Origin of the sequence: Pseudoxanthomonas sp. GM95 (genome assembly GCF_900109775.1) — a bacterium.
Lineage (GTDB): Bacteria > Pseudomonadota > Gammaproteobacteria > Xanthomonadales > Xanthomonadaceae > Pseudoxanthomonas_A.
Map to the genome: position 1 here is coordinate 1,415,807 of NZ_FOAX01000001.1, position 20,766 is coordinate 1,436,572.

General features: G+C 66.7%; 17 protein-coding genes. 8 read left to right on the top strand and 9 right to left on the bottom strand.

Going from position 1 to position 20,766, the window contains the following annotated elements; all coding sequences use genetic code 11:
* Nucleotides 1–30 precede the first annotated feature (30 nt).
* Complete coding sequence (acnB, locus tag BMZ17_RS06705; RefSeq protein ID WP_093137420.1) at nt 31–2,619, top strand: bifunctional aconitate hydratase 2/2-methylisocitrate dehydratase; 2,589 nt, start codon at nt 31–33, stop codon at nt 2,617–2,619.
* A 107-nt stretch (nt 2,620–2,726) separates the two neighbouring features.
* Here the strand turns inward: acnB and hflD are convergent, their stop codons facing one another.
* Genes hflD through BMZ17_RS06720 form a run of 3 tightly spaced genes read right to left on the bottom strand, consistent with a single transcriptional unit; the run spans nt 2,727 to nt 4,914 of the window.
* Nucleotides 2,727–3,341, bottom strand: coding sequence for a high frequency lysogenization protein HflD (gene hflD / locus BMZ17_RS06710; RefSeq protein WP_093137423.1), 615 nt, complete (start codon nt 3,339–3,341; stop codon nt 2,727–2,729).
* Nucleotides 3,338–4,456 (bottom strand): tRNA 2-thiouridine(34) synthase MnmA, encoded by a 1,119-nt coding sequence (gene mnmA, locus BMZ17_RS06715; RefSeq protein WP_093137426.1) that lies wholly within the window; start codon nt 4,454–4,456, stop codon nt 3,338–3,340. The genes hflD and mnmA overlap by 4 nt, the downstream gene beginning before the upstream one ends.
* Entirely contained in the window at nt 4,453–4,914 is a 462-nt protein-coding gene (locus BMZ17_RS06720) for an NUDIX hydrolase (protein ID WP_093137429.1), read from the bottom strand. The genes mnmA and BMZ17_RS06720 overlap by 4 nt, the downstream gene beginning before the upstream one ends.
* 142 nt (nt 4,915–5,056) lie before the next feature.
* Here BMZ17_RS06720 and clpS point away from each other — a divergent pair, with 142 nt between their 5' ends.
* Together clpS and clpA are read left to right on the top strand one after the other, a co-directional pair.
* Nucleotides 5,057–5,377 (top strand): ATP-dependent Clp protease adapter ClpS, encoded by a 321-nt coding sequence (gene clpS, locus BMZ17_RS06725; RefSeq protein ID WP_093137432.1) that lies wholly within the window; start codon nt 5,057–5,059, stop codon nt 5,375–5,377.
* Between the two features lie 109 nt (nt 5,378–5,486).
* Nucleotides 5,487–7,772, top strand: coding sequence for an ATP-dependent Clp protease ATP-binding subunit ClpA (clpA, locus tag BMZ17_RS06730; RefSeq protein WP_093137435.1), 2,286 nt, complete (start codon nt 5,487–5,489; stop codon nt 7,770–7,772).
* 162 nt (nt 7,773–7,934) lie between these two features.
* On the opposite strand, the gene infA is transcribed toward clpA, so the two are convergent.
* The 6 genes from infA to trxB form a co-directional block, all read right to left on the bottom strand.
* Nucleotides 7,935–8,153, bottom strand: a complete 219-nt coding sequence (gene infA, locus BMZ17_RS06735; protein WP_014160711.1) for a translation initiation factor IF-1 — start codon at nt 8,151–8,153, stop codon at nt 7,935–7,937.
* Nucleotides 8,154–8,240: 87 nt separating this feature from the next.
* Complete coding sequence (gene aat / locus BMZ17_RS06740; RefSeq protein ID WP_093137438.1) at nt 8,241–8,981, bottom strand: leucyl/phenylalanyl-tRNA--protein transferase; 741 nt, start codon at nt 8,979–8,981, stop codon at nt 8,241–8,243.
* A 40-nt stretch (nt 8,982–9,021) separates the two neighbouring features.
* Nucleotides 9,022–10,149 (bottom strand): GNAT family N-acetyltransferase, encoded by a 1,128-nt coding sequence (locus tag BMZ17_RS06745; protein ID WP_175485488.1) that lies wholly within the window; start codon nt 10,147–10,149, stop codon nt 9,022–9,024.
* Nucleotides 10,149–11,429: a DUF2254 domain-containing protein gene (locus BMZ17_RS06750; protein WP_254775193.1), complete on the bottom strand. Its 1,281-nt coding sequence runs from the start codon at nt 11,427–11,429 to the stop codon at nt 10,149–10,151. Before BMZ17_RS06750 ends, BMZ17_RS06745 begins: the two co-directional genes overlap by 1 nt.
* A gap of 138 nt (nt 11,430–11,567) precedes the next feature.
* The gene (locus tag BMZ17_RS06755; RefSeq protein ID WP_175485489.1) at nt 11,568–12,470 is read right to left on the bottom strand and encodes a metallophosphoesterase; all 903 of its coding nucleotides are present in this window, start codon (nt 12,468–12,470) and stop codon (nt 11,568–11,570) included.
* Nucleotides 12,471–12,498: 28 nt separating this feature from the next.
* A complete protein-coding gene (trxB, locus tag BMZ17_RS06760; protein ID WP_093137448.1) occupies nt 12,499–13,452 on the bottom strand; it encodes a thioredoxin-disulfide reductase in 954 nt (317 codons plus the stop codon).
* A 254-nt stretch (nt 13,453–13,706) separates the two neighbouring features.
* Between trxB and BMZ17_RS06765 the strand changes: the two genes are divergently transcribed.
* The 5 genes from BMZ17_RS06765 (at nt 13,707) to crcB (ending at nt 20,662) form a co-directional block, all read left to right on the top strand.
* Complete coding sequence (locus tag BMZ17_RS06765; protein WP_093137450.1) at nt 13,707–16,073, top strand: DNA translocase FtsK; 2,367 nt, start codon at nt 13,707–13,709, stop codon at nt 16,071–16,073.
* 94 nt (nt 16,074–16,167) lie between these two features.
* Nucleotides 16,168–18,099: a DUF3857 domain-containing protein gene (locus tag BMZ17_RS06770; protein WP_093137452.1), complete on the top strand. Its 1,932-nt coding sequence runs from the start codon at nt 16,168–16,170 to the stop codon at nt 18,097–18,099.
* Nucleotides 18,100–18,207: 108 nt separating this feature from the next.
* A complete protein-coding gene (lolA, locus tag BMZ17_RS06775) occupies nt 18,208–18,834 on the top strand; it encodes an outer membrane lipoprotein periplasmic chaperone LolA (protein WP_093137454.1) in 627 nt (208 codons plus the stop codon).
* A gap of 62 nt (nt 18,835–18,896) precedes the next feature.
* On the top strand, nt 18,897–20,261 hold the full coding sequence (locus BMZ17_RS06780) for a replication-associated recombination protein A (protein WP_093137456.1): 1,365 nt from the start codon (nt 18,897–18,899) through the stop codon (nt 20,259–20,261).
* Nucleotides 20,258–20,662: a fluoride efflux transporter CrcB gene (crcB, locus tag BMZ17_RS06785; protein ID WP_093137458.1), complete on the top strand. Its 405-nt coding sequence runs from the start codon at nt 20,258–20,260 to the stop codon at nt 20,660–20,662. The genes BMZ17_RS06780 and crcB overlap by 4 nt, the downstream gene beginning before the upstream one ends.
* The last annotated feature ends 104 nt before the right edge of the window (nt 20,663–20,766 follow it).

A 20,766-nucleotide genomic window follows, 5' to 3' on the forward strand; every position in this document is an offset into this window, starting at 1 on the left:
CTTTATTTACGCATCAACCGGGAGTTGACCATGTTGGAAGCCTATCGCCACCACGTTGCCGAGCGCGCCGCGCTGGGCATCCCGCCGCTGCCGCTGACCGCGCAGCAGACCGCCGCCGTCATCGAGCTGCTGAAAAGCCCGCCGGCCGGCGAAGCCGAGTTTCTGGTCGACCTGATCACCAGTCGCGTGCCGGCCGGCGTGGACGATGCCGCCAAGGTCAAGGCCAGTTACCTGGCCGCGATTGCCTTCGGCACCGAGAAGAACGACCTGATTAGCCGCGCGCGCGCGACCGAACTGCTCGGCACCATGCTCGGCGGTTACAACGTGCACCCGCTGGTCGAGTTGCTGGACGACGCCAACGTCGGCGCGATCGCCGCGGAAGGCCTCAAGCACACGTTGCTGATCTTCGACGCCTTCCACGACGTCAAGGAAAAGGCCGACGCGGGCAATGCCAACGCCAAGGCCGTGCTGCAGAGCTGGGCCGATGCCGAGTGGTTCACCACCAAGCCGGAAGTGCCGCAGTCGATGACGCTGACGGTGTTCAAGGTGCCGGGCGAAACCAACACCGACGACCTGTCGCCGGCGCCGGACGCCACCACGCGCCCGGACATCCCGATGCACGCCCTGGCGATGCTGAAGAACAAGCGCGACGGCGCGCCGTTTACCCCGGAAGAAGACGGCAAGCGCGGCCCGATCCAGCAGATCCTGGACCTGAAGGACAAGGGTCACCTGGTTGCCTACGTGGGCGACGTGGTCGGCACCGGTTCCTCGCGCAAGTCGGCGACCAACTCCGTGCTGTGGTGGACCGGCGAAGACATCCCATTCATCCCGAACAAGCGTTTCGGCGGCGTGTGCCTGGGTTCCAAGATCGCCCCGATCTTCTACAACACGATGGAAGACGCTGGCGCGCTGCCGATCGAACTGGACGTGTCGCAGATGGAGCAGGGCGATGTGATCGAACTGCGTCCGTACGAAGGCAAGGCGCTGAAGGACGGCAACGTGATTGCCGAATTCCAGGTCAAGTCCGACGTGCTGTTCGACGAAGTGCGCGCCGGTGGCCGCATCCCGCTGATCGTCGGCCGCGGCCTGACCGCCAAGGCGCGTGAAGCGCTGGGCCTGCCGGTGACCGACCTGTTCCGCCTGCCGCAGCAGCCGGCCGATACCGGCAAGGGTTTCTCGCTGGCGCAGAAGATGGTCGGCCGTGCGATCGGCCTGCCGGAAGGCCAGGGCGTGCGTCCGGGCACCTATTGCGAGCCGAAGATGACTTCGGTCGGTTCACAGGACACCACCGGCCCGATGACCCGCGACGAGCTGAAGGACCTGGCCTGCTTGGGCTTCTCGGCTGACCTGGTGATGCAGTCGTTCTGCCACACCGCCGCGTATCCGAAGCCGGTGGACGTCAAGACGCATCACACCCTGCCGGAGTTCATCTCCACCCGCGGCGGCATCTCGCTGCGTCCGGGCGATGGCGTGATCCACAGCTGGCTCAACCGCATGCTGCTGCCCGACACCGTCGGCACCGGCGGCGACTCGCACACCCGTTTCCCGGTGGGCATTTCGTTCCCGGCCGGTTCGGGCCTGGTCGCTTTCGCCGCGGCCACCGGCGTGATGCCGCTGGACATGCCCGAGAGCGTGCTGGTGCGCTTCAAGGGCAAGCTGCAGCCGGGCGTGACCCTGCGTGACCTGGTCAACGCAATCCCGCTGTATGCGATCAAGGCCGGTCTGCTGACCGTGGCCAAGCAGGGCAAGAAGAACATCTTCTCCGGCCGCATCCTGGAGATCGAAGGCCTGCCGGACCTGAAGGTCGAACAGGCGTTCGAGCTGTCCGATGCCTCGGCCGAGCGTTCGGCCGCCGGTTGCACCGTGCACCTCAACAAGGAGCCGATCATCGAGTACATCAACAGCAACATCACGCTGTTGAAGTGGATGATCTCCGAGGGCTATCAGGATCCGCGTTCGATCCAGCGCCGCATCGAGAAGATGGAAGCCTGGCTGGCCGACCCGCAGCTGCTCAAGGGCGACGCCGATGCCGAGTACGCCGCGGTCATCGACATCGACCTAGCCGACGTGCACGAGCCGATCCTGGCCTGCCCGAACGACCCGGACGACGTGAAGACCCTGTCCGAAGTGGCCGGCGCGACCATCGATGAAGTGTTCATCGGTTCGTGCATGACCAACATCGGCCACTTCCGCGCCGCGTCCAAGCTGCTGGAAGGCAAGCGCGACATCCCGACCAAGCTGTGGGTTGCCCCGCCGACCAAGATGGATGCCGCCGAGCTGACCAAGGAAGGCCATTACGGCACCTTCGGCGCGGCCGGTGCGCGCATGGAAATGCCGGGCTGCTCGCTGTGCATGGGCAACCAGGCGCAGGTGAAGGAAGGCGCGACGGTGTTCTCCACCTCCACCCGCAACTTCCCCAACCGCCTGGGCCGTAACTCCAACGTGTACCTGGGTTCGGCCGAACTGGCCGCGATCTGCTCGCGCCTGGGTCGCATCCCGACCAAGGCCGAATACATGGAAGGCGTGGGCGTGCTGGATGCCTCCAGCGCGGACATCTATCGCTACATGAACTTCGACCAGATCGAGGACTACAAGGTCGGCGAGAAGACCGCCGCCTGATCAGGTTTGAAGTGCGACAAGAAAAAGCCCGGCGTTCGCCGGGCTTTTTCTTTGCCTACTACGCGCCGCGGATCAACCGGCGGGCGAAGGTGTCGGCGCTGCAGGCGTCAGGCGCCCAGCCAGCCACGCGCGGCCTGCGCCATCGCCTTGCGGGCGAACACGAAGTCCCACAGGCTGCCGCCCAGCTGCCGCCACAGCACCGCCGCGCGTACCGCGGCCAGCAGGATCGCGCGGATCTCTGACACCACGCCCGGCTGAGCCAGGTAGTGCGGATTGCCCTGGACCATCACCCGCGGGCGCAGGTGGCTGATGGTGTCGGCGTAGAGCGTGCCCAGCGCCATCAGCACGTCCGGATGCGTGCTGCCGCGCTCGCTGGCCTGGGGCGCAATTTCCTCCAGGCCGCCGGTGACGGCCTGGACGGTGTCGTCCTCATGGATGAAGCGGCGCTCGACCTGCAGCACCGCCATCGCCAGGCGGGGCAGGGACGGGTCCTTGTTCTCGCCGCCGAAGTAATCACGCACCAGGCGCAGGCCCGGGCCGAGGTTGGCGGCGCGGTCGTACACGGCTTCGGTCGACGGCGCATCCATGCGGAACACGCTGTCCAGCACCGCGCCGGTGGCGCTGTTGTCCGAATGCCCGGTCTCGGCGATGCGGCGCACCTGCGCCAGTGCCTGGGCCAACGCGGCCAGCGCGAGCACGCGCTCGTTCAGCGGTGCGCTCATGCCGCGCGCTCCTGCAGGCGCACTTCCAGCGGCGCGTTGGTGGTCGCGATCACGGCCCCGCCCAGGCAGTCATCGCCGTCGTAGAGCACGACGGACTGACCGGGTGTGACGGCGCGTTGCGCGCGGGCGAATTCGATATCCAGTGTTCCGTCCTCTAAAACGTGGACCGTGCAGGCCTCGGCGGCCTGTCGGTAGCGGGTCTGTGCGCTGCAGTCGAAGCGCGCCGCCGGGGCGCTGCCGGCGATCCAGTGCATGGCCTCGCTGCGCAGGCGCGTGGAATGCAAGTAGGGGCTGCGCGTGTCCTGGTCGACGTACAGCACGTTGGTCGCCACGTCCTTGCCGACCACGTACCAGGGCGCCGCCTGCCGGCCGCGCACGCCGCCGATGTTCAGGCCTTCGCGCTGGCCAAGGGTAAAGAAGAACACGCCCGGATGCTGGCCGATGACCGCACCGTCAGGATCGCGCATCTCGCCGGTCTTGGCCGGCAGGTACTGGCCCAGGAACTGGCGGAAATCGCGCTCGCCGATGAAGCAGATCCCGGTGGAATCCTTTTTATCGTGCACCGGCAGGCCGGCTTCGCGCGCGATCCCGCGCAGGTCCGGCTTGTGCAGGTGGCCGATCGGGAACAGCGTGGCCGAGAGCTGCTCCTGCCCGAGCTGATGCAGGAAGTAGCTCTGGTCCTTGCCCGCATCGGCGCCGCGCAGCAGGTGCCAGCGCGCGCCGCGCTGTTCGACCCGGGCGTAGTGGCCGGTGGCGATTTTCTCCGCGCCCAGCTCGCGCGCCGCGTCGATGAAATGCTTGAACTTCACCTCGCGGTTGCACAGCACATCCGGGTTGGGCGTGCGGCCGGCCGCGTATTCGGCCAGGAAATGCGCGAACACACCGTCCCAGTATTCCTGGGAGAAATCGCGGAAGTGGAAGGGCATGCCCAACCGGCCGCAGACCGCGACCGCGTCGCGGCGGTCGTCCTCGGCGCGGCATTCGCCGCTGCCGTCGTCGGACCAGTTCTGCATGAACAAGCCGGCCACCGGCTCGCCGGCCTGGACCAGCTGCAGCGCCGCCACCGACGAATCCACGCCGCCGGACACGCCGACCACGATGCGCGGGGTGCTCATGTGAGCTGGTTCACGGCTGTCAGCGGGAACCGGCGGCCGGCCAGATAGTCCTCGACCACCTTCCAGACGAGTGGACTGCGGTGGCGCGCGTGCGCCTGCTGCAATTCCTCGGGCGTCATCCACACCGCGCGGACGATGCCCTCGTCCAGCGCCAGCGCTGCATCGTGCGTGACCGGTTCAGCGGCGAAGGCAAAGCGCAGGTAGTGGCGGCCGGTCTCGGCCTTCCACTGGTAAGCGCCGACGAACTGGGTCAGGCGCACCGTCCAGGCGCTTTCCTCCAGGGTCTCGCGCACGGCGGCGTCGAGCAGGCTTTCGTCCGGCTCCAGATGGCCCGCGGGCTGGTTGAGCACCAGCCGGCCTTCGGCATGTTCCTCGACCATCAGCAGCTTGCCGTCGCGCACGACGATCGTGGCCACGGTGGTGTCGGGTTGCCAGAAGCGGTCGTTCTCGAAGGTCATCGCAGGGACGTCATGCAGGGAATTGACCCGATATTGGGACAGTTGCGCGTAAATCCATCGCGCACGCGCACGCGGTGGGAAATCTTCACCAGGCAAATTGTGCGTGCGCAGACGCGGCCAGTCCAATCCGTATAATTCCCCCATGCCCCGCACCCCCCAACACGAGCATGAGCACGGCGTCCTTGTCGAAACCGGCAAGCCAGAAGTCGCGCCACCGCCGCTCTACCAGGTCCTGCTGCTCAACGACGACTACACGCCGATGGATTTCGTGATCTCGGTGCTGCAGCAGTTTTTCAACATGGACATCGAAAAGGCCACCCAGGTGATGCTCCACGTCCACACCCGCGGTCGGGGCGTGTGCGGGGTCTACACGCGCGAGGTGGCAGAGTCCAAGGTCGCCCAGGTGAACGAGTTTTCCCGGATGAGCCAGCACCCGTTGCTGTGCACGATGGAACAGTCTTGACCCCGGCTACGGCCTGGCCAACCGCCGGCTGAACACTGCAGTCCAAACCCGTTGTGGAAATTCCCGCTACAGGCCGCATATTGTTGGCAACAGCAGTTGGGAGCGATCCATGTTCAGCAAAGACCTCGAGCAGACCATCGGCCAGTGCTACAAGCGCGCCCGCGAGGCGCGCCATGAGTTCATGACGGTCGAGCATCTCCTGCTCGCATTACTCGATAACCCCTCGGCCCAGGCGGTCCTCAAGGCCACCGGCGCCGATACCGGCCGCCTGCGCACCGACCTGGACCAGGCCGTGGAGGCTTCGGTCTCGCGCCTGGCCGAGGACGATGGCCGCGATACCCAGCCGACGCTGGGCTTCCAGCGTGTCCTGCAGCGGGCCGTGTACCACGTGCAGTCCTCGGGCAAGAAGGAAGTCACCGGCGCCAACGTGCTGGTGGCGATCTTCGGCGAGAAGGACTCGCACGCGGTCTACTTCCTCAACCAGCAGGACGTGACCCGGTTGGACATCGTCAACTACCTCTCGCACGGCATCGCCAAGCAGGGCGAGGGCGAGCCGCAGGCGTCCTCCGGCGATGCGGCCGAAGGCAAGGCCGAAGGCGGCGAGGGCGAAGCCAAGGGCGACGCGCTGGCCGAATACGCCAGCAACCTCAACGAGGCGGCCCGCAACGGCAAGATCGACCCGCTGGTCGGCCGCGCCGAAGAGATCGAACGCACCATCCAGGTCCTGTGCCGCCGCCGCAAGAACAACCCGCTCTACGTGGGCGAGGCCGGTGTGGGCAAGACCGCCTTGGCCGAAGGCCTGGCCAAGCGCATCGTTGACGGCGAAGTGCCCGAGGTGCTGGAAGACGCGGTCATTTATTCGCTCGACCTGGGCGCGCTGGTGGCCGGCACCAAGTACCGCGGCGACTTCGAGAAGCGGCTGAAGGCGGTGCTGGGCGCGCTGAAGAAGGTGCCCAACGCGGTGCTGTTCATCGACGAGATCCACACCATCATCGGCGCGGGTTCGGCGTCGGGCGGCACGATGGATGCCTCCAACCTGATCAAGCCGGCCTTGGCGTCGGGCGAGCTGCGCTGCATCGGCTCGACCACCTTCCAGGAATACCGCGGCATCTTCGAGAAGGACCGCGCCCTGGCGCGTCGCTTCCAGAAGATCGACGTGGTCGAGCCGACCATCGCCGAGACCTACGAGATCCTGCAGGGCCTCAAGCCCAAGTACGAGTCGCACCACAACGTCAGCTACGCCGACGATGCACTGCAGGCCGCGGTGGACCTGTCGGTCAAGCACATCGGCGACCGCTTGCTGCCGGACAAGGCCATCGACGTGATCGACGAGGCCGGCGCCCGCCAGCGCCTGCTGCCGGAAGAGCAGCGCAAGACCCTGATCGACATCGAGGAAATCGAGACGATCGTCGCCAAGATGGCGCGCATCCCGGCCAAACAGGTCAGCGCGACCGACAAGGACGTGCTGCAGCACCTGGAGCGCAACCTGAAGATGGTCATCTTCGGCCAAGATCCGGCGATCGAATCGCTGGCCTCGGCGATCAAGCTGGCGCGCTCGGGCCTGGGCAATCCGGAAAAGCCGATCGGCAATTTCCTGTTCGCCGGTCCCACCGGTGTGGGCAAGACCGAGGTCACCAAGCAGCTGGCGATGCAGCTCGGGATCGAGCTGGTGCGCTTTGACATGTCCGAATACATGGAGCCGCATTCGATCAGCCGCCTGATCGGCGCGCCTCCGGGCTATGTCGGCTTCGACCAGGGCGGCCTGCTGACCGAGAAGATCGTCAAGACCCCGCACTGCGTGCTGCTGCTGGACGAGGTGGAAAAAGCCCACCCGGACATCTTCAACATCCTGCTGCAGGTCATGGATCGCGGCGTGCTCACCGACACCAATGGGCGCGAGGCGAACTTCAAGAACGTGATCCTGGTGATGACGACCAACGCTGGCGCGGCGCAGGCGTCGCGTCGTTCGATCGGCTTCACCAAGCAGGACCACTCGACCGATGCGATGGAAGTGATCCGCCGCGGCTTCACCCCGGAATTCCGCAATCGCCTCGATGCGATCGTGCAGTTCCAGGCGCTGGGCTTCGATCACATCCTGCGCGTGGTGGACAAGTTCCTGATCGAGCTGGAAATGCTGCTGCACGAAAAGCACGTCACGCTCTCGGCCACGCCGGAAGCGCGCGACTGGCTGGCCCAGCATGGCTTCGACCCGCAGATGGGCGCCCGTCCGATGGCGCGCGTGATCCAGGACAAGATCAAGCGTCCGCTGGCCGACGAGCTGCTGTTCGGCAAGTTGATCGGCGGTGGCCGGGTCAGCATCGACGTCAAGGACGACGAGCTGGTGGTCACCGCGCAGTCCGAGCCGGAGCGCCTTTTGCCGGCCACGGTCGACTGATCGCGCGGGAAGCGAGAGCGAGAAAAAGCGGCGCAAGCCGCTTTTTCTTTGCCCGGTGTCCGGCCAAGCGAATGAATGCGTCGGGCGGCAGTTTCCTCGACATCGCCCAACGCAAAAAGGCAGCTCGAAGAGCTGCCTTTTCAAACAAGCCGCCTGGGCGACTTACTTCATGCGGTAGGTGATGCGGCCCTTGGTCAGGTCGTAGGGCGTCATTTCGACCTTGACCTTGTCGCCGGTCAGGATGCGGATGTAGTTCTTGCGCATGCGGCCGGAGATGTGGGCGATGATTTCGTGTCCATTTTCCAGCTTCACGCGGAACATGGTGTTGGGCAGCGTCTCGGTGACGGCGCCTTCGAATTCGATTGAATCGTCTTTCGACATGGAAGCCTGCTGAGAGTGCGGCAACGGAAGCGCTGCCCGCGGAGCCGCGCATTGTACCTCGCTTACGCCGTCATCGCAAAAATAGCGTTAACCGTGGCCCAACGTGGAACCCGGCAGTTCGCCGAGGCGCGCCGTCCAGCTGCCTGGCGCCTCGTCGAACTGGACCTGTTTTGCCACGAGGGCGAGGAATTCCGCGCGCGGCCACTGCTCGGCGCCCATGCGGCCCAGATGGTCGTTATCGACCTGCGCATCAATCAGCGGCCAGCCCCAATCGGCGAGGGTGCGGGCCAGGCCCGCCAGCGCGGCCTTGGAGCCGCCGGAGACCGCGCTGAACATGCTTTCTCCAAAGAACATCCGGCCGATCACCACGCCATAGATGCCGCCGATCAGTGCGTCGCCGTCCCAGACTTCAAGCGAGTGCGCGTGGCCGAGCTGGTGCAGCGCCAGATACGCATCCAGCATCTCGGACGTGATCCAGGTGCCGTCCTGGCCGGGGCGTGGCGCACTTGCGCAGGCCTGCATCACTTGGGCGAAAGCCGTATCGGCGCGCAGCACCCAGCCGCTGCCACGCAGCTGGCGTCGGAACCGCGTGCTCAGGCGTACGCCATCGGTGCGGAACACGGTGCGCGGGTCGGGCGACCACCACAGCAGCGGCTGGCCATCGGAATACCACGGAAACACGCCGCTGCGATAGGCGTTGAGCAGGCGCTGCGGCGAGAGGTCGCCACCGACGGCCAGCAGGCCATCGGGCTCGCGCAGCGCCAGGCGCGGATCGGGGAAAGGCGCATCTGGTGCGGTGTCGAGCAGGAACGGCAAACGGCGGCTCATCGCAGGCCTGTCCCCGCGTTGTCGACGATCAGCCGCGCGCTCACGCGTCGGCCGCGCGAAACGGCGAGCGTTCGGCCAGCGTCTGCGCATGCGCGCGGACGTCGGCGCTTTCTTCCGCGCACCAGCGGCCCAGCGCCTCGCGGAAGCCGGGATCGGCGATCCAGTGACGGCTGCGCACGAAGGTCGGCAGGAAGCCGCGCGCGATCTTGTGCACGCCCTGCGCGCCGGGCTCGAAGCGGGTCAGGCCCTGCCGCAGGCAATAGTCGATGCCCTGGTAGTAGCAGGTCTCGAAATGCAGGCCGGGCAGGGTGGCATCGGCGCCCCAGTAACGGCCGTAGAGCGTGTCGCCGCCCCGCAGGCACAGCGCGCCGGCGACCGGCACGCCTTCGAGTTCGGCCAGGAACAGCACCAGCGAGCGCGGCATCGTCAGTGCCAGGTGGCGGATGAAATCCAGGGTCAGTGCCGGCGAATTGCCGTACTCGTGGAAGGTCTGCAGGTAGAAGCCGTACATCGCCTCCAGGTCGTCGTCGCTGGCCTCATCGCCATGCAGCACGCGGAAACGCACGCCGCTGCGCGCGACCTTGGCCCGCTCCTGGCGGATGTTCTTGCGGTGCTTGTGGTCCATCGCGCCCAGGAAGGCATCGAAGTCTGCCCAACCGACGCTGTTGTGCCACTGGTACTGGACGTCGGTGCGGGCCAGCCATTCCGGCCCGAAGTCGGCGTCTTCGGCGGCGGTGTGGAAATTGACGTGGGCCGAGGACAGGCCGTGCCGCCGCACGTGCGCCGTCATCGCCTCCAGCAAGGCCTGCCGGGCCTGCGGCGTTGCGGCCAGCAGGCGCGGACCGGTCACGGGCGAGTAGGGCGCGGCGCACAGCCACTTGGGGAAATAGTCCTCGCCGTAGCGCGCGTAGGTGTGCGCCCAGGCGTGGTCGAACACGAACTCGCCGTGCGAATTGCTTTTCAGGTAGCCCGGCGCCGCGGCCATCAGCGTGTCGCCCGCCCAGAGCGTCAGGTGCTGCGGCGTCCAGCCCCAGTCCGTGCGCAGGCAGCCGGTTTGTTCTAAACCGGACAGAAACGCGTGACAGACGAAAGGGTTGTCGCCGCCATGCAGGGCGTCCCAGGCCTGGCGAGGGACCTGGTCCAGACTGCGGATCCAGCGGGCCTCCATCAAGGCGAAGTTCCTTGCGGCGGGGCCGATAGCCCGTTTTCGCGCAGCGCGATGCTGGAGAGGCGAGCGCGGTCCGGCGCGAAATCAAGGTGCTGCAGCGCGCGTGCCAACGACAGTGCGGCGTGCGCGCTGGCGGCTTGCTGCATCGGTGCATAGCCGCTGGCGGCGATGGCCGCGTAGGCCTTCTGCAAGCGGATGTTGACCTCCAGCGAGGCGGCTGCATCGCGGGAGATTGGGGGGAAGATGTCATCGAACATGTCGGCTTCGGCCAGGGGCGCCATGTGTACCCGGGGGAACCGCACCTCGGCCGGCTCGCCTCTGGCACGCTTTTCGGCCCAGCCATTCAGCAGTCGCACGCAGGTGCCGATCACATCGATGCAGGTCCCCGGGTCGTTCACCGCCGGCGACATGGCGCGCTGTGCGATCTCGGTCAGCACCACCAGGCCGTAGCGTGGGTCGTTCTCGATGATGCGCGTGTCGCCCAGGCTGAAAGTCGCTTGCAGTTGCGTGATCAAGTCACCGTCCAGCCGGCCCTGGACCGACAGCAGCGGCCGGTCGGGCGTGGCAAACGTGCCGGGCTGGCAGGTGACCTGGATCGTCAGGTCGTGCTGTTCGGCCAGGGCGGACAGGCCGGCGGTATCGATGTGCTCGACGTAGCCCACCTTGCCCGCGCAGAGCGGGCTGGCGTCTTCGGGGATTTGGTCCGGCGCGGGGCTGGCGCCCAACAGCGGGTCGTCCGCGCGCAGGCGCATGGCCTGCAGGGTTGCACGCTCGACCAGGTCGATGGTTTCGCCCATGCGCCCGAAGCGCGAGAGCTGCTCGATCGAGCGCAGCAAGGTCACGGTAATGACCACGATCACCGCGATGGTCGCGCCGAACAGCACCAGCCGGCCGCTGTCGCCGTAGATCCCGGTGCTCAGGGCGATCAAGCCGACGATGGAGAACAGGAAGGCGCCGATGAAGGTCGCCAGCGCGCCCTGGGCGCGGGTGTCCTCGATCAGCAGGCGCGCCGCGCGCGGCGTGGCGCCGCTGGAGGCCGAGCCGTAGGCCGACACCATGGTCGACAGGGAAAAAATGGTCACCGTGAGCATCGATGCGGCGAGGATACCCAGGATGTTGCCGACCGAATCGGCGCCGATTCGCGTGGCCAACCCGGTGGGAAGCAGGAACTTCGCGAATGCACCGGCCAGCGCGGTTGCCACGCCCAAGGCGCCATAAAGCGTGGAGCGGAACCACATGCGACGGGTCACGCGGCCCCAGCTCAGTTTCCACTTCGACATCATGGGGCGGTGTGCGGGACGTCGGGACGGGCGACCAGTATGCCCATGCCTGCCGCATGTGGCGCGTGGACGTGCGGGGGCAATGCGGTGCCATCGCAGTCCGCCTCCATTAGATCCCTCACGAGAAGCGGACTGCGATTAAGGCTGTAAATCCAGCACGTCGATGACGGGCGGGTTGAACAGCCGCAGCGGCAGGCCGCTTTCGCCGACGCCGGCGGTGGTGAAGACGCGGATCGTGCCCTGCGGACGATCGAGCCATTGCTCGCCGCGATCGAAGCCGTATTGGACCGGCAGCACATGCCGGTAAAGGAAGGGAATGCGCATCTGCCCGCCGTGCGTGTGCCCGGCCAGCATCAGCAGATGCGGCGCGGGCTGCAGGCGCTCGGCGCTGTCGGGGTTATGCGCCAACACCAGCGTGGGCGCATCGGCAGGCAGCGTGGCGAGGATGGCCGGATCATCCTTGCCGGCCCAGCGGTCGCCGAGCCCGGCCAGCTGGAAGCCCTTCAGCTTGACTGCGCGGCCTTCGATCACCTGCACGCCGTGACACGCCAGCGTTCGGCGCAGCGCGATGTCGATATCCGGACCGGGTTTGCCTTGGTCGTGGTTGCCGAGCACGGCATATGCCGGCGCCTTGAGCCTGGCCAGTGGCGCCAGCAGCGCGTCCAGCGATTGGCCCTGCGGCTCGTAGGTGAGGTCGCCGGCGAGCAGGACTGCGTCGACGTTGAGCGCATTGGCCCGCGCGACCACGCGTTCGAGGAACGCGGCGTCCTTGAACATCCCGACATGCGGGTCGCCGATCAGCGCGATGCGGGCGCTGGCGCCGGTGCCGGCCAGTGCGGTGTGCCGGACCACGATCAGGTTGGGCTCGATGAAGCGCGCCCACAGGAACAGCAGGTTCGCCGCCAGCGCCATCGCCAGCAGCAGGCGCCAGCACGCCCGGTGGCGCAGGCGCCAGAGCGCCCAAACGAAGACGGCGGCGGTTGGCCAGGCCAACCCGCCGCCGTGCAGGACGATTGCGCGCAACAGTCCGTGGGATTCCATTCCCAGCGAGATCATCGGCTGGACCGGATCAGGCGCCCTTGTCCAGGAAGCGCTCGGCATCCAGCGCGGCCATGCAGCCGAAACCGGCCGAGGTGATCGCCTGGCGGTAGTGCTGGTCGGCCACATCGCCCGCGGCGAACACGCCCGCCACCGTGGTCTGCGTTGCGTTGCCGTCCAGGCCGGACTGGATGGTCAGGTAGCCGTTGTTCATGGCCAGCTGGCCGTCGAACAGGCTGGTGTTGGGCGTATGGCCGATGGCCACGAAGAAGCCGTGCACCACCAGGTCCTGGGTGCTGCCATCGAGCACCGACTTCACGCGCAGGCCGGTCACGCCGGCCTCGTTGCCCAGCACTTCGTCCACGGTGTGGTGCCAGACCGGGACGATCTTGCCGGCGTCGATCTTGGCCTGCAGTTTGTCCTGCATGATCTTTTCCGCGCGCAGGGTGTCGCGGCGATGGACCAGGTAGACCTTGTTGGCGATGTTGGACAGGTACAGCGCTTCCTCGACCGCGGTGTTGCCGCCGCCGACCACGGCCACGTCCTGGTCGCGATAGAAGAAGCCGTCGCAGGTCGCACAGGCCGAGACGCCGCGGCCCTTGAAAGCCTCTTCCGATTCCAGGCCGAGGTACTTGGCGGTGGCGCCGGTGGCGATGATCAGGGCGTCGCAGGTGTACTCGGCCGAATCGCCGATCAGCTTGAACGGGCGCTGGGAGACATCAGCGGTGTGGATGTGGTCGAAGATGACCTCGGTCTCGAAGCGCTCGGCGTGGGCCTGCATGCGCGCCATCAGGTCCGGGCCCATCAGGCCGTGGGCGTCGCCCGGCCAGTTGTCTACTTCGGTGGTGGTCATCAGCTGGCCGCCCTGCTGCAGGCCGGTGATCACCACAGGCTTGAGATTGGCGCGCGCGGCGTAGACGGCGGCGGTCCATCCGGCCGGGCCGGAGCCCAGGATCAACAGGCGGCTGTGCTTGGAAGTGCTCATGTATACTCGAAAAAGTAGGGAAAACCGGGCAAAACGGGCGCTATTGGGCCCGTTGCGTGCGGGGCATAGAGTGGCGGTCCGGGCGGGTCGAATCAAGGCGCGCAGGTGGAATGCTCCAGCTGCATGGACTCGGGCCAGCCGGACACGGGGCGTTTTTCAGGCGGACGCAGCGCTCCCGCAGGCCTCACTGAATTTCGCCGGCGATTCGTTTACTATCAAGCACTAACGAAATATTCCTGAGGTCGGATCCCAAGGTGGCAAAAGCGCTCCCGGAACGCGGCAAATCCAAAGGCGCCCCTGCCGCGCGCCGCACCAAGCCGTCCACGCCGCCCAATCCCCGCCGCCAGCGGCTGTGGCGCGACCTTGCGCTGATCGTCATCGCGCCGGTGCTGCTGTACCTGCTGGCCTGCCTGTTCACCTATTCGCCGCAGGACCCCAGCTGGACCCAAGCCAGCACGCTGACCACGCCGATCCACAACATGGGCGGCAAGGTCGGCGCAATCGTGGCCGACCTGCTGTTGGGCTTCTGCGGTTACGTCGCCTTCGTGCTGCCGCTGATCCTGGGCGCGATCGCCTGGATTGCACTGTTCGGCATGGACAAGGACGGCGATGGCGAATCCGACCTCGGCCCGGCGCTGCGTCTGGTCGGCATGGTCGGCTTCCTGATTTCCTTCAGCGGCCTGCTGTTCGTGCGCCACATCTCGGCCACCGATTTTTCGGCCGGGCCGGGCGGCATCTTGGGGCGTCTGGTGGGGCGCTCGCTGACGGTGCTGTTCGGTGACCTGGGCGGCAATCTGTTCCTGCTGGCGCTGTTCCTGGTGTCGGTGACGCTGGCGACCGGGCTGTCGTGGTTTGCGGTGATGGAGCGGATCGGGCAGGGCGTGACTGCGCTGCCGGGCCTGCTGCGCCGGGGCAGCAAGCAGGCTGAGGACTGGCAGCAGACCCGCACCCTGCGCGAACAGCGCGAGGAAGTGCGCAAGGTCGATGCGGTCAAGCAGGCCAAGCGCGAGCCGGTCAAGATCGAGCCGCCGGCCGCGCCGGTGGTGGAGAAGAGCGAGCGCGCCAAGCGCGAGACCCAGATCCCGCTGTTCCACGGCACCGGCGCAACCGCCGACGGCCTGCCGCCGCTGGCCCTGCTGGACGATCCCAAGCCGCAGGCCAAGGGCTATTCCGAGGAAACCCTGGAAACCCTGTCGCGGCAGATCGAGTTCAAGCTCAAGGACTTCCGCATCGACGTGCAGGTGGTCGGCGCCTATCCGGGCCCGGTGATCACCCGTTTCGAGCTGGAGCCGGCGCCGGGCGTGAAGGTCAGCCAGATCAGCTCGCTGGACAAGGACATCGCCCGCGGCCTGTCGGTCAAGGCGGTGCGCGTGGTCGACGTGATCCCCGGCAAGTCGGTGATCGGCCTGGAGATCCCCAACACCAGCCGCGAGATGATTTATCTCTCCGAGCTGCTGCGCTCAAAGGAATACGACAAGTCGGCCAGCCCGCTCACGTTGGCGCTGGGCAAGGGCATCGCAGGCCAGCCGACCGTGGCCGACCTGGCGCGCATGCCGCATTTGCTGGTGGCCGGTACGACTGGTTCGGGTAAGTCGGTTGCGGTCAATGCCATGGTCCTGAGCCTGCTCTACAAAGCCAGCCCGAAAGAGCTGCGCATGCTGATGATCGACCCGAAGATGCTCGAACTGAGCGTCTACGAAGGCATCCCGCACCTGCTGGCGCCGGTCGTCACCGACATGAAGGAGGCCGCCAATGGCCTGCGCTGGTGCGTGGCCGAGATGGAGCGCCGCTACAAGCTGATGAGCGCGGTGGGCGTGCGCAACCTGGCCGGCTTCAACAAGAAGGTCACCGACGCTGTCAACGCCGGCCAGCCGCTGATGGATCCGCTGTTCAAGCCGAACCCGGACCTGGACGAGATGCCGCGCCAGCTGGACACGCTGCCGTTCATCGTGATCTTCATCGACGAATTCGCCGACATGATGATGATCGTCGGCAAGAAGGTCGAAGAACTCATCGCCCGCCTGGCGCAGAAGGCGCGTGCGGCCGGTATCCATTTGATCCTGGCGACCCAGCGCCCGTCGGTGGACGTGATCACCGGCCTGATCAAGGCCAACATCCCGACCCGCATCGCATTCCAGGTCAGCTCCAAGATCGACTCGCGCACCATCCTGGACCAGTCCGGCGCCGAGACCCTGCTGGGCCACGGCGACATGCTGTACCTGCCGCCGGGTACGGCGATGCCCGACCGTGTGCACGGCGCGTTTGTCAGCGACGAGGAAGTGCACCGCGTGGTCGAACATCTCAAGGCCAGCGGCCCGGTCGATTACATCGAGGGCGTGCTGGAAGAGATGCAGTCGATGGGCGACGGCGTGATGGTCGGCCCGACCGGCCTGCCCGAATCCAACAGTGGCGGTGGCGACGAATCCGATCCGCTGTACGACGAAGCGGTGAAGATCGTCACTGAAACCCGCCGCGCTTCGATTTCCGGCGTGCAGCGTCGCCTGAAGATCGGCTACAACCGCGCCGCGCGCCTGGTCGAGGCGATGGAAGCAGCCGGCGTCGTGTCGCCGCCCGAGCACAACGGCGATCGCAGCGTGCTGGCCCCGCCGCCGCCGCGTTGAGCGGCGCCAGATCGACAAGACGGTCAGGCGCGTGCGGGAACCCTTCCGCGCGCGTCACACTCCAAGCCTGGTCTGTGTGTCCCGGAATGCCCTGATGTCGCGTCTGCTGCTCCTGTTGTGTGCCTGTCTGCTGCCTGCCTGCGCGTGGGCGCAAACGACCACTGACGCCAGGCCGGCGTCCAGCCGCCAGGGCGCAACGCCGGCCGAGGCCAGCAACAACTTCAGCTTCGTCCGCTATCTGGCCGATTACGTGGTCGCGCCGGACTACACCAGTACCGAGACCGACGAGTACGAAGTGCTGGTGCGCACCAAGGCCGGCGTCGACGCCTGGAGCCAGGTACGCCTGAGCTACAGCGAGAAGATGGAGCGGCTGGAGGTGCTGGCCGCCTACACCATCACCGCCGACGGCCAGCGCCATGACGTGGCGCCGGACCGCATCTACACGCAGGAAAGTTATTCCAGCGCCTCGGCGGCGATGTACGCCGACCGCAAGGTCAAGGTGATCGTGTTCCCGAACCTGGCGCCGGGCACGCGCGTGGTCTATCGCTACCGCACGCACCAGATCCAGCCGTATTTCGCCGGCTACTTCAACCTGTGGGAAACCTTCCCGCTGATGCAGCAGTACGACCAGGCCAAGGTCACCCTGACTGCGCCGGTGGCGATGCCGATGCACCTGCAGGCGACCGGCATGCAGGGCGGCAAGCGCAAGGTCGAAGGCGGCAACGCGCGCTGGGAATGGACCTACAGCAACCGCACCCCAATGGACCCGCAGCCGTGGAGCGTGTCGGCCTGGGAGTTCAGCCCCGGGATCATGGCCAGCACCTTTGACAGCTATGGCCAGCTCGGCCGCGCCTACCAGCAGGCGGCGGGGCAGGCGGCCAAGGTCACGCCCGATATCCAGCGCCAGGCCGATGCGATCACCGCCGGCATTAGCGACCGGGGCGCGCAGGCGCAGGCAATCTACGAATGGGTCGCTGCCAACATCCGCTATGTGGCGGTATACCTGGGCAATGGCGGGCTGGAGCCGAACCCGGCCGGCGCGATCCTGGCCAACCACTACGGCGACTGCAAGGACCACACGGTGATCCTGGAGGCGCTGCTGGCGGCCAAGGGCATTGCCAGTTCACCGGTGCTGATCGGCGCAGGCGGCGGCCCGACCCTGCCCAAGGGCGTGGTCCTGGGGCGTTTCAACCATGCGATCACCTGGGTGCCCGAATTCGGGCTGTACCTGGATTCGACCAGCCCGTACGCGCGCTTCGGCCAGCTGCCCGCCTCGGACCTGGGCGCGCCGGTGGTGCACACGGCCGATGGCGTGGTCGCGCGCACGCCGGCCAACGACCCGAGCCGCAGTGCGTACCGCGCGACCAGCACGTTCGATTTCGATGCGCAGGGCAACGTCAGCGGCCATACCGCGATCGACAGCGGCGCCAGTGGCGAGATCGGCCTGCGCGGCACGTTCTCGCAGCTGACCACGCAGAACCGCCAGCGGATCGAGGACTCGATCATGGCCGGCTCCGGCCTCAACGGGCAGGGCCAGCTGCGCTTGCAGGGCCAGGCTGAGGACCTGGACCAGCCATTCGGCTACGCGTTCGATTTCAAGGCGCAGGACGATGTGGATTTCAGCAGCGTCGGCGGGATGATCCTGCCGGACATGCCGGGCGCCGATTCCATGCGCGACCTGTACTCCAAGGCCGTGGCCGAAGCCAACCTGACCCCGTTCCAGTGCAACCAGACCCTGCGCGAGGAAACCTACGTGCTGCGGTTCCCCGCCAGCGTGCCGGTGATCGCGATCCCGCGCAGCGCACAGTTCGAAAACGCCGCCGGCCGGTACGAAGTGACCTGGGCGCGCGACGGGCAACAGGTCACCGCCACCCATCGGCTGACGCTCAATGCGATTCACGGCAGCGACCAGCTGTGCCGGCCGGCCGATTACCCGGCGTTCCGCGCGCTGTACCAGGACGTGCGCCGCGGCTTTCGCGGGCAGATCCTGTACGGCGACCTGTCCACGGTGCAGACCGCGCGCTGATGTGACGCTGCCACGCTGAACGCGCGCCACGAGGCGCCGCGCGCCGTGGCATGCGGATTCAGACTGAACGCGTCACACTTGTCGTATCGAAACAACGGGGGTTTTCCCATGATCCGCATGCTGCGATTGGCCGTCCTGGGGACGGCGCTGCTGGCCGGCACCGCCCTGGCCGGCGCGCGCGATGACTTGACCACCTTCACCAACGGCCTGAAGGGGCTGGATGGCCAGTTCACCCAGAAGACCTTCAACGGCAACGGCAGCCTGAAAGAGCGTTCCAGCGGCCGTGTCGCGCTGTCGGCGCCGGACCTGTTCCGCTGGGAATACGCCAAGCCTTACGAGCAGCTGATCGTGGCCGACGGCAAGAAGGTGTGGCTGTATGAGCCCGACCTGCAGCAGGTGACCGTGCGCAGCCAGGGCAACGAGGCCCAGACCAGCCCGCTGGCGGCGCTGCTCAAGCCCAGGGAGCTGGACAGCAAGTTCGACGTGTCCGAAGGCCCGACTGAGCAGGGCCTGCAGTGGATGACGCTGACGCCCAAGCGCGATGACTCGGCCACCAGCTTCCAGATCGCCAAGCTCGGCTTTGCCAACGGTCAGCTGATGCGCATGGACGTGACCGACGCGGTCGGCCAGCGCACCGAGGTGGACTTCACCGGCTGGAAGCGCAATCCATCCTTCAGCGCCGGCACCTTCAGCTACAAGCCGGCGGCCGGCGTGGACGTGGTCGGCGAAAGCTGAGCCGTCTGAAGCAATGTGCGGCCCAGGCCGGTGTCTTGGCGGGGCCGCGATAGAATAGGGACGTGGCCAGAGCCAAGACCTTTCCCAGCGATACGCCGGACCTGTTGAGCGTGGATCGCAGCGCGATGCAGCCGCTGGCCGAACGCATGCGTCCGCGCACGCTGGACGACATGGTCGGCCAGCGCCGGCTGCTGGCGCCGGGCACCGCGCTGCGTCGCGCGGTCGAGTCCGGCCACGTGCATTCGATGATCCTCTGGGGCCCGCCGGGCTGCGGCAAGACCACGCTGTCGCTGCTGCTGGCGCGCTATGCCGATGCCGAGTTCAAGGCCATCTCCGCGGTGCTGTCCGGCCTGCCGGAAGTGCGCCAGGTGCTGGCCGAGGCCGCGCATCGCTTTGCCGAAGGCCGGCGCACCGTGCTGTTCGTCGATGAGGTGCATCGGTTCAACAAGGGCCAGCAGGATGCGTTCCTGCCGCACATCGAGCGCGGCACGATTCTGTTCGTCGGTGCGACGACCGAGAACCCGTCGTTCGAGCTGAACTCCGCGCTGCTGTCGCGTTGCCGCGTGCACGTGATGGAGGCGGTCTCGCCGGCCGATATCGCACAGGCCTTGCAGCATGCGCTGGACGACGGCGAGCGCGGCCTGGGCGGGCAGGGACTCAAGGTGTCCGACGAGGCGCTGCTGCAGATTGCCAGCGCCGCCGACGGCGATGTGCGCCGTGGCCTGACCTTGCTGGAGATCGCGGCCGAACTGGCCGCCGACGAAGACGGCGAGATCACCGAGGCCACGCTGGTCCAGGTGCTGGCCGACCGCACGCGGCGCTTCGACAAGGGCGGCGAGCAGTTCTACGACCAGATCTCGGCGCTGCATAAATCCGTGCGCAGCTCCAATCCCGATTCGGCGCTGTACTGGCTCACGCGCATGCTCGACGGCGGCTGCGATCGCGCCTATCTGGCGCGGCGGCTGACGCGCATGGCGATCGAGGACATCGGCCTGGCCGATCCGCGCGCGCAGCAGATGGCGCTGGAAGCGTGGGACATCTACGAGCGCTTGGGCAGCCCTGAGGGCGAGCTGGCGCTGGCCCAGCTGGTGCTGTATCTGGCGTCCACCGCCAAATCCAACGCCGGCTATGCCGCTTTCAACCTGGCCAAGGCCGAAGTGCGCGAAACCGGCACGCAGGAAGTGCCGATGCATCTGCGCAACGCGCCGACCAAGCTGATGAAAGGCCTCGGCTACGGCGACGGCTACCAGTACGACCACGATGCCGAAGGTGGTATCGCGCTGGATCAGACCGGCTTTCCCGATGCGATGGGCGAACGCGTGTACTACGAACCTGTGGAGCGCGGCTTGGAAATCAAACTCAAGCAGAAGCTCGATGCCTTGCGCGCTGCGCGTGCGCAGGCGCGGACCGGGAAAGGCAAGCCATGAATCCGGCCATCTGGTGGCAGCAACTGGCATTGGTGATGGGCGGCGGTGCGCTGGGTGCGGGGATGCGGTTCTGGATCGGCGGCATGATGCTGCGCCAGTTCGGCAGCGGCTTGCCTTACGGCACGCTTGCGGTGAATTTCCTGGGATCGCTGATCGGCGGGTTCCTGGTGGTGTGGCTGGAAGGACGTGGCCCGTCGGCGCTATATGTGCGCGCATTTCTGATCGTGGGCATCCTGGGTGGATTGACCACGTTTTCATCGCTGATGATGGAAAGCCTGATCTTTGCTCGCACCGGGCGTTCAGCGGTGATGCTGGCCAATCTGGGGATCAGCTTGGTTGGGGGATTGGTGTTGGTGTTTTTGGGGGCTTGGGTGGCGGGGTTATTGCGCGTTGCGCCCTGAGTTTTTTGGCTCAGGTCATTCATTCGATCGGTGTGGCTTTTTAGGGGCAAGAGCTTTCACGCCGCTTCGCGGCGCGAGCTACTTTTGTGCTTGACAAAAGTAGC

Excerpts from the sequence above, each read along its gene's own strand:
- acnB (WP_093137420.1), top strand. The coding sequence starts at position 31 with ATGTTGGAAGCCTATCGCCACCACGTTGCCGAGCGCGCCGCGCTGGGC.
- hflD (WP_093137423.1), bottom strand. The coding sequence starts at position 3,341 with ATGAGCGCACCGCTGAACGAGCGCGTGCTCGCGCTGGCCGCGTTGGCC.
- mnmA (WP_093137426.1), bottom strand. The coding sequence starts at position 4,456 with ATGAGCACCCCGCGCATCGTGGTCGGCGTGTCCGGCGGCGTGGATTCG.
- BMZ17_RS06720 (WP_093137429.1), bottom strand. The coding sequence starts at position 4,914 with ATGACCTTCGAGAACGACCGCTTCTGGCAACCCGACACCACCGTGGCC.
- clpS (WP_093137432.1), top strand. The coding sequence starts at position 5,057 with ATGCCCCGCACCCCCCAACACGAGCATGAGCACGGCGTCCTTGTCGAA.
- clpA (WP_093137435.1), top strand. The coding sequence starts at position 5,487 with ATGTTCAGCAAAGACCTCGAGCAGACCATCGGCCAGTGCTACAAGCGC.
- infA (WP_014160711.1), bottom strand. The coding sequence starts at position 8,153 with ATGTCGAAAGACGATTCAATCGAATTCGAAGGCGCCGTCACCGAGACG.
- aat (WP_093137438.1), bottom strand. The coding sequence starts at position 8,981 with ATGAGCCGCCGTTTGCCGTTCCTGCTCGACACCGCACCAGATGCGCCT.
- BMZ17_RS06745 (WP_175485488.1), bottom strand. The coding sequence starts at position 10,149 with ATGGAGGCCCGCTGGATCCGCAGTCTGGACCAGGTCCCTCGCCAGGCC.
- BMZ17_RS06750 (WP_254775193.1), bottom strand. The coding sequence starts at position 11,429 with ATGTCGAAGTGGAAACTGAGCTGGGGCCGCGTGACCCGTCGCATGTGG.
- BMZ17_RS06755 (WP_175485489.1), bottom strand. The coding sequence starts at position 12,470 with ATGGAATCCCACGGACTGTTGCGCGCAATCGTCCTGCACGGCGGCGGG.
- trxB (WP_093137448.1), bottom strand. The coding sequence starts at position 13,452 with ATGAGCACTTCCAAGCACAGCCGCCTGTTGATCCTGGGCTCCGGCCCG.
- BMZ17_RS06770 (WP_093137452.1), top strand. The coding sequence starts at position 16,168 with ATGTCGCGTCTGCTGCTCCTGTTGTGTGCCTGTCTGCTGCCTGCCTGC.
- lolA (WP_093137454.1), top strand. The coding sequence starts at position 18,208 with ATGATCCGCATGCTGCGATTGGCCGTCCTGGGGACGGCGCTGCTGGCC.
- crcB (WP_093137458.1), top strand. The coding sequence starts at position 20,258 with ATGAATCCGGCCATCTGGTGGCAGCAACTGGCATTGGTGATGGGCGGC.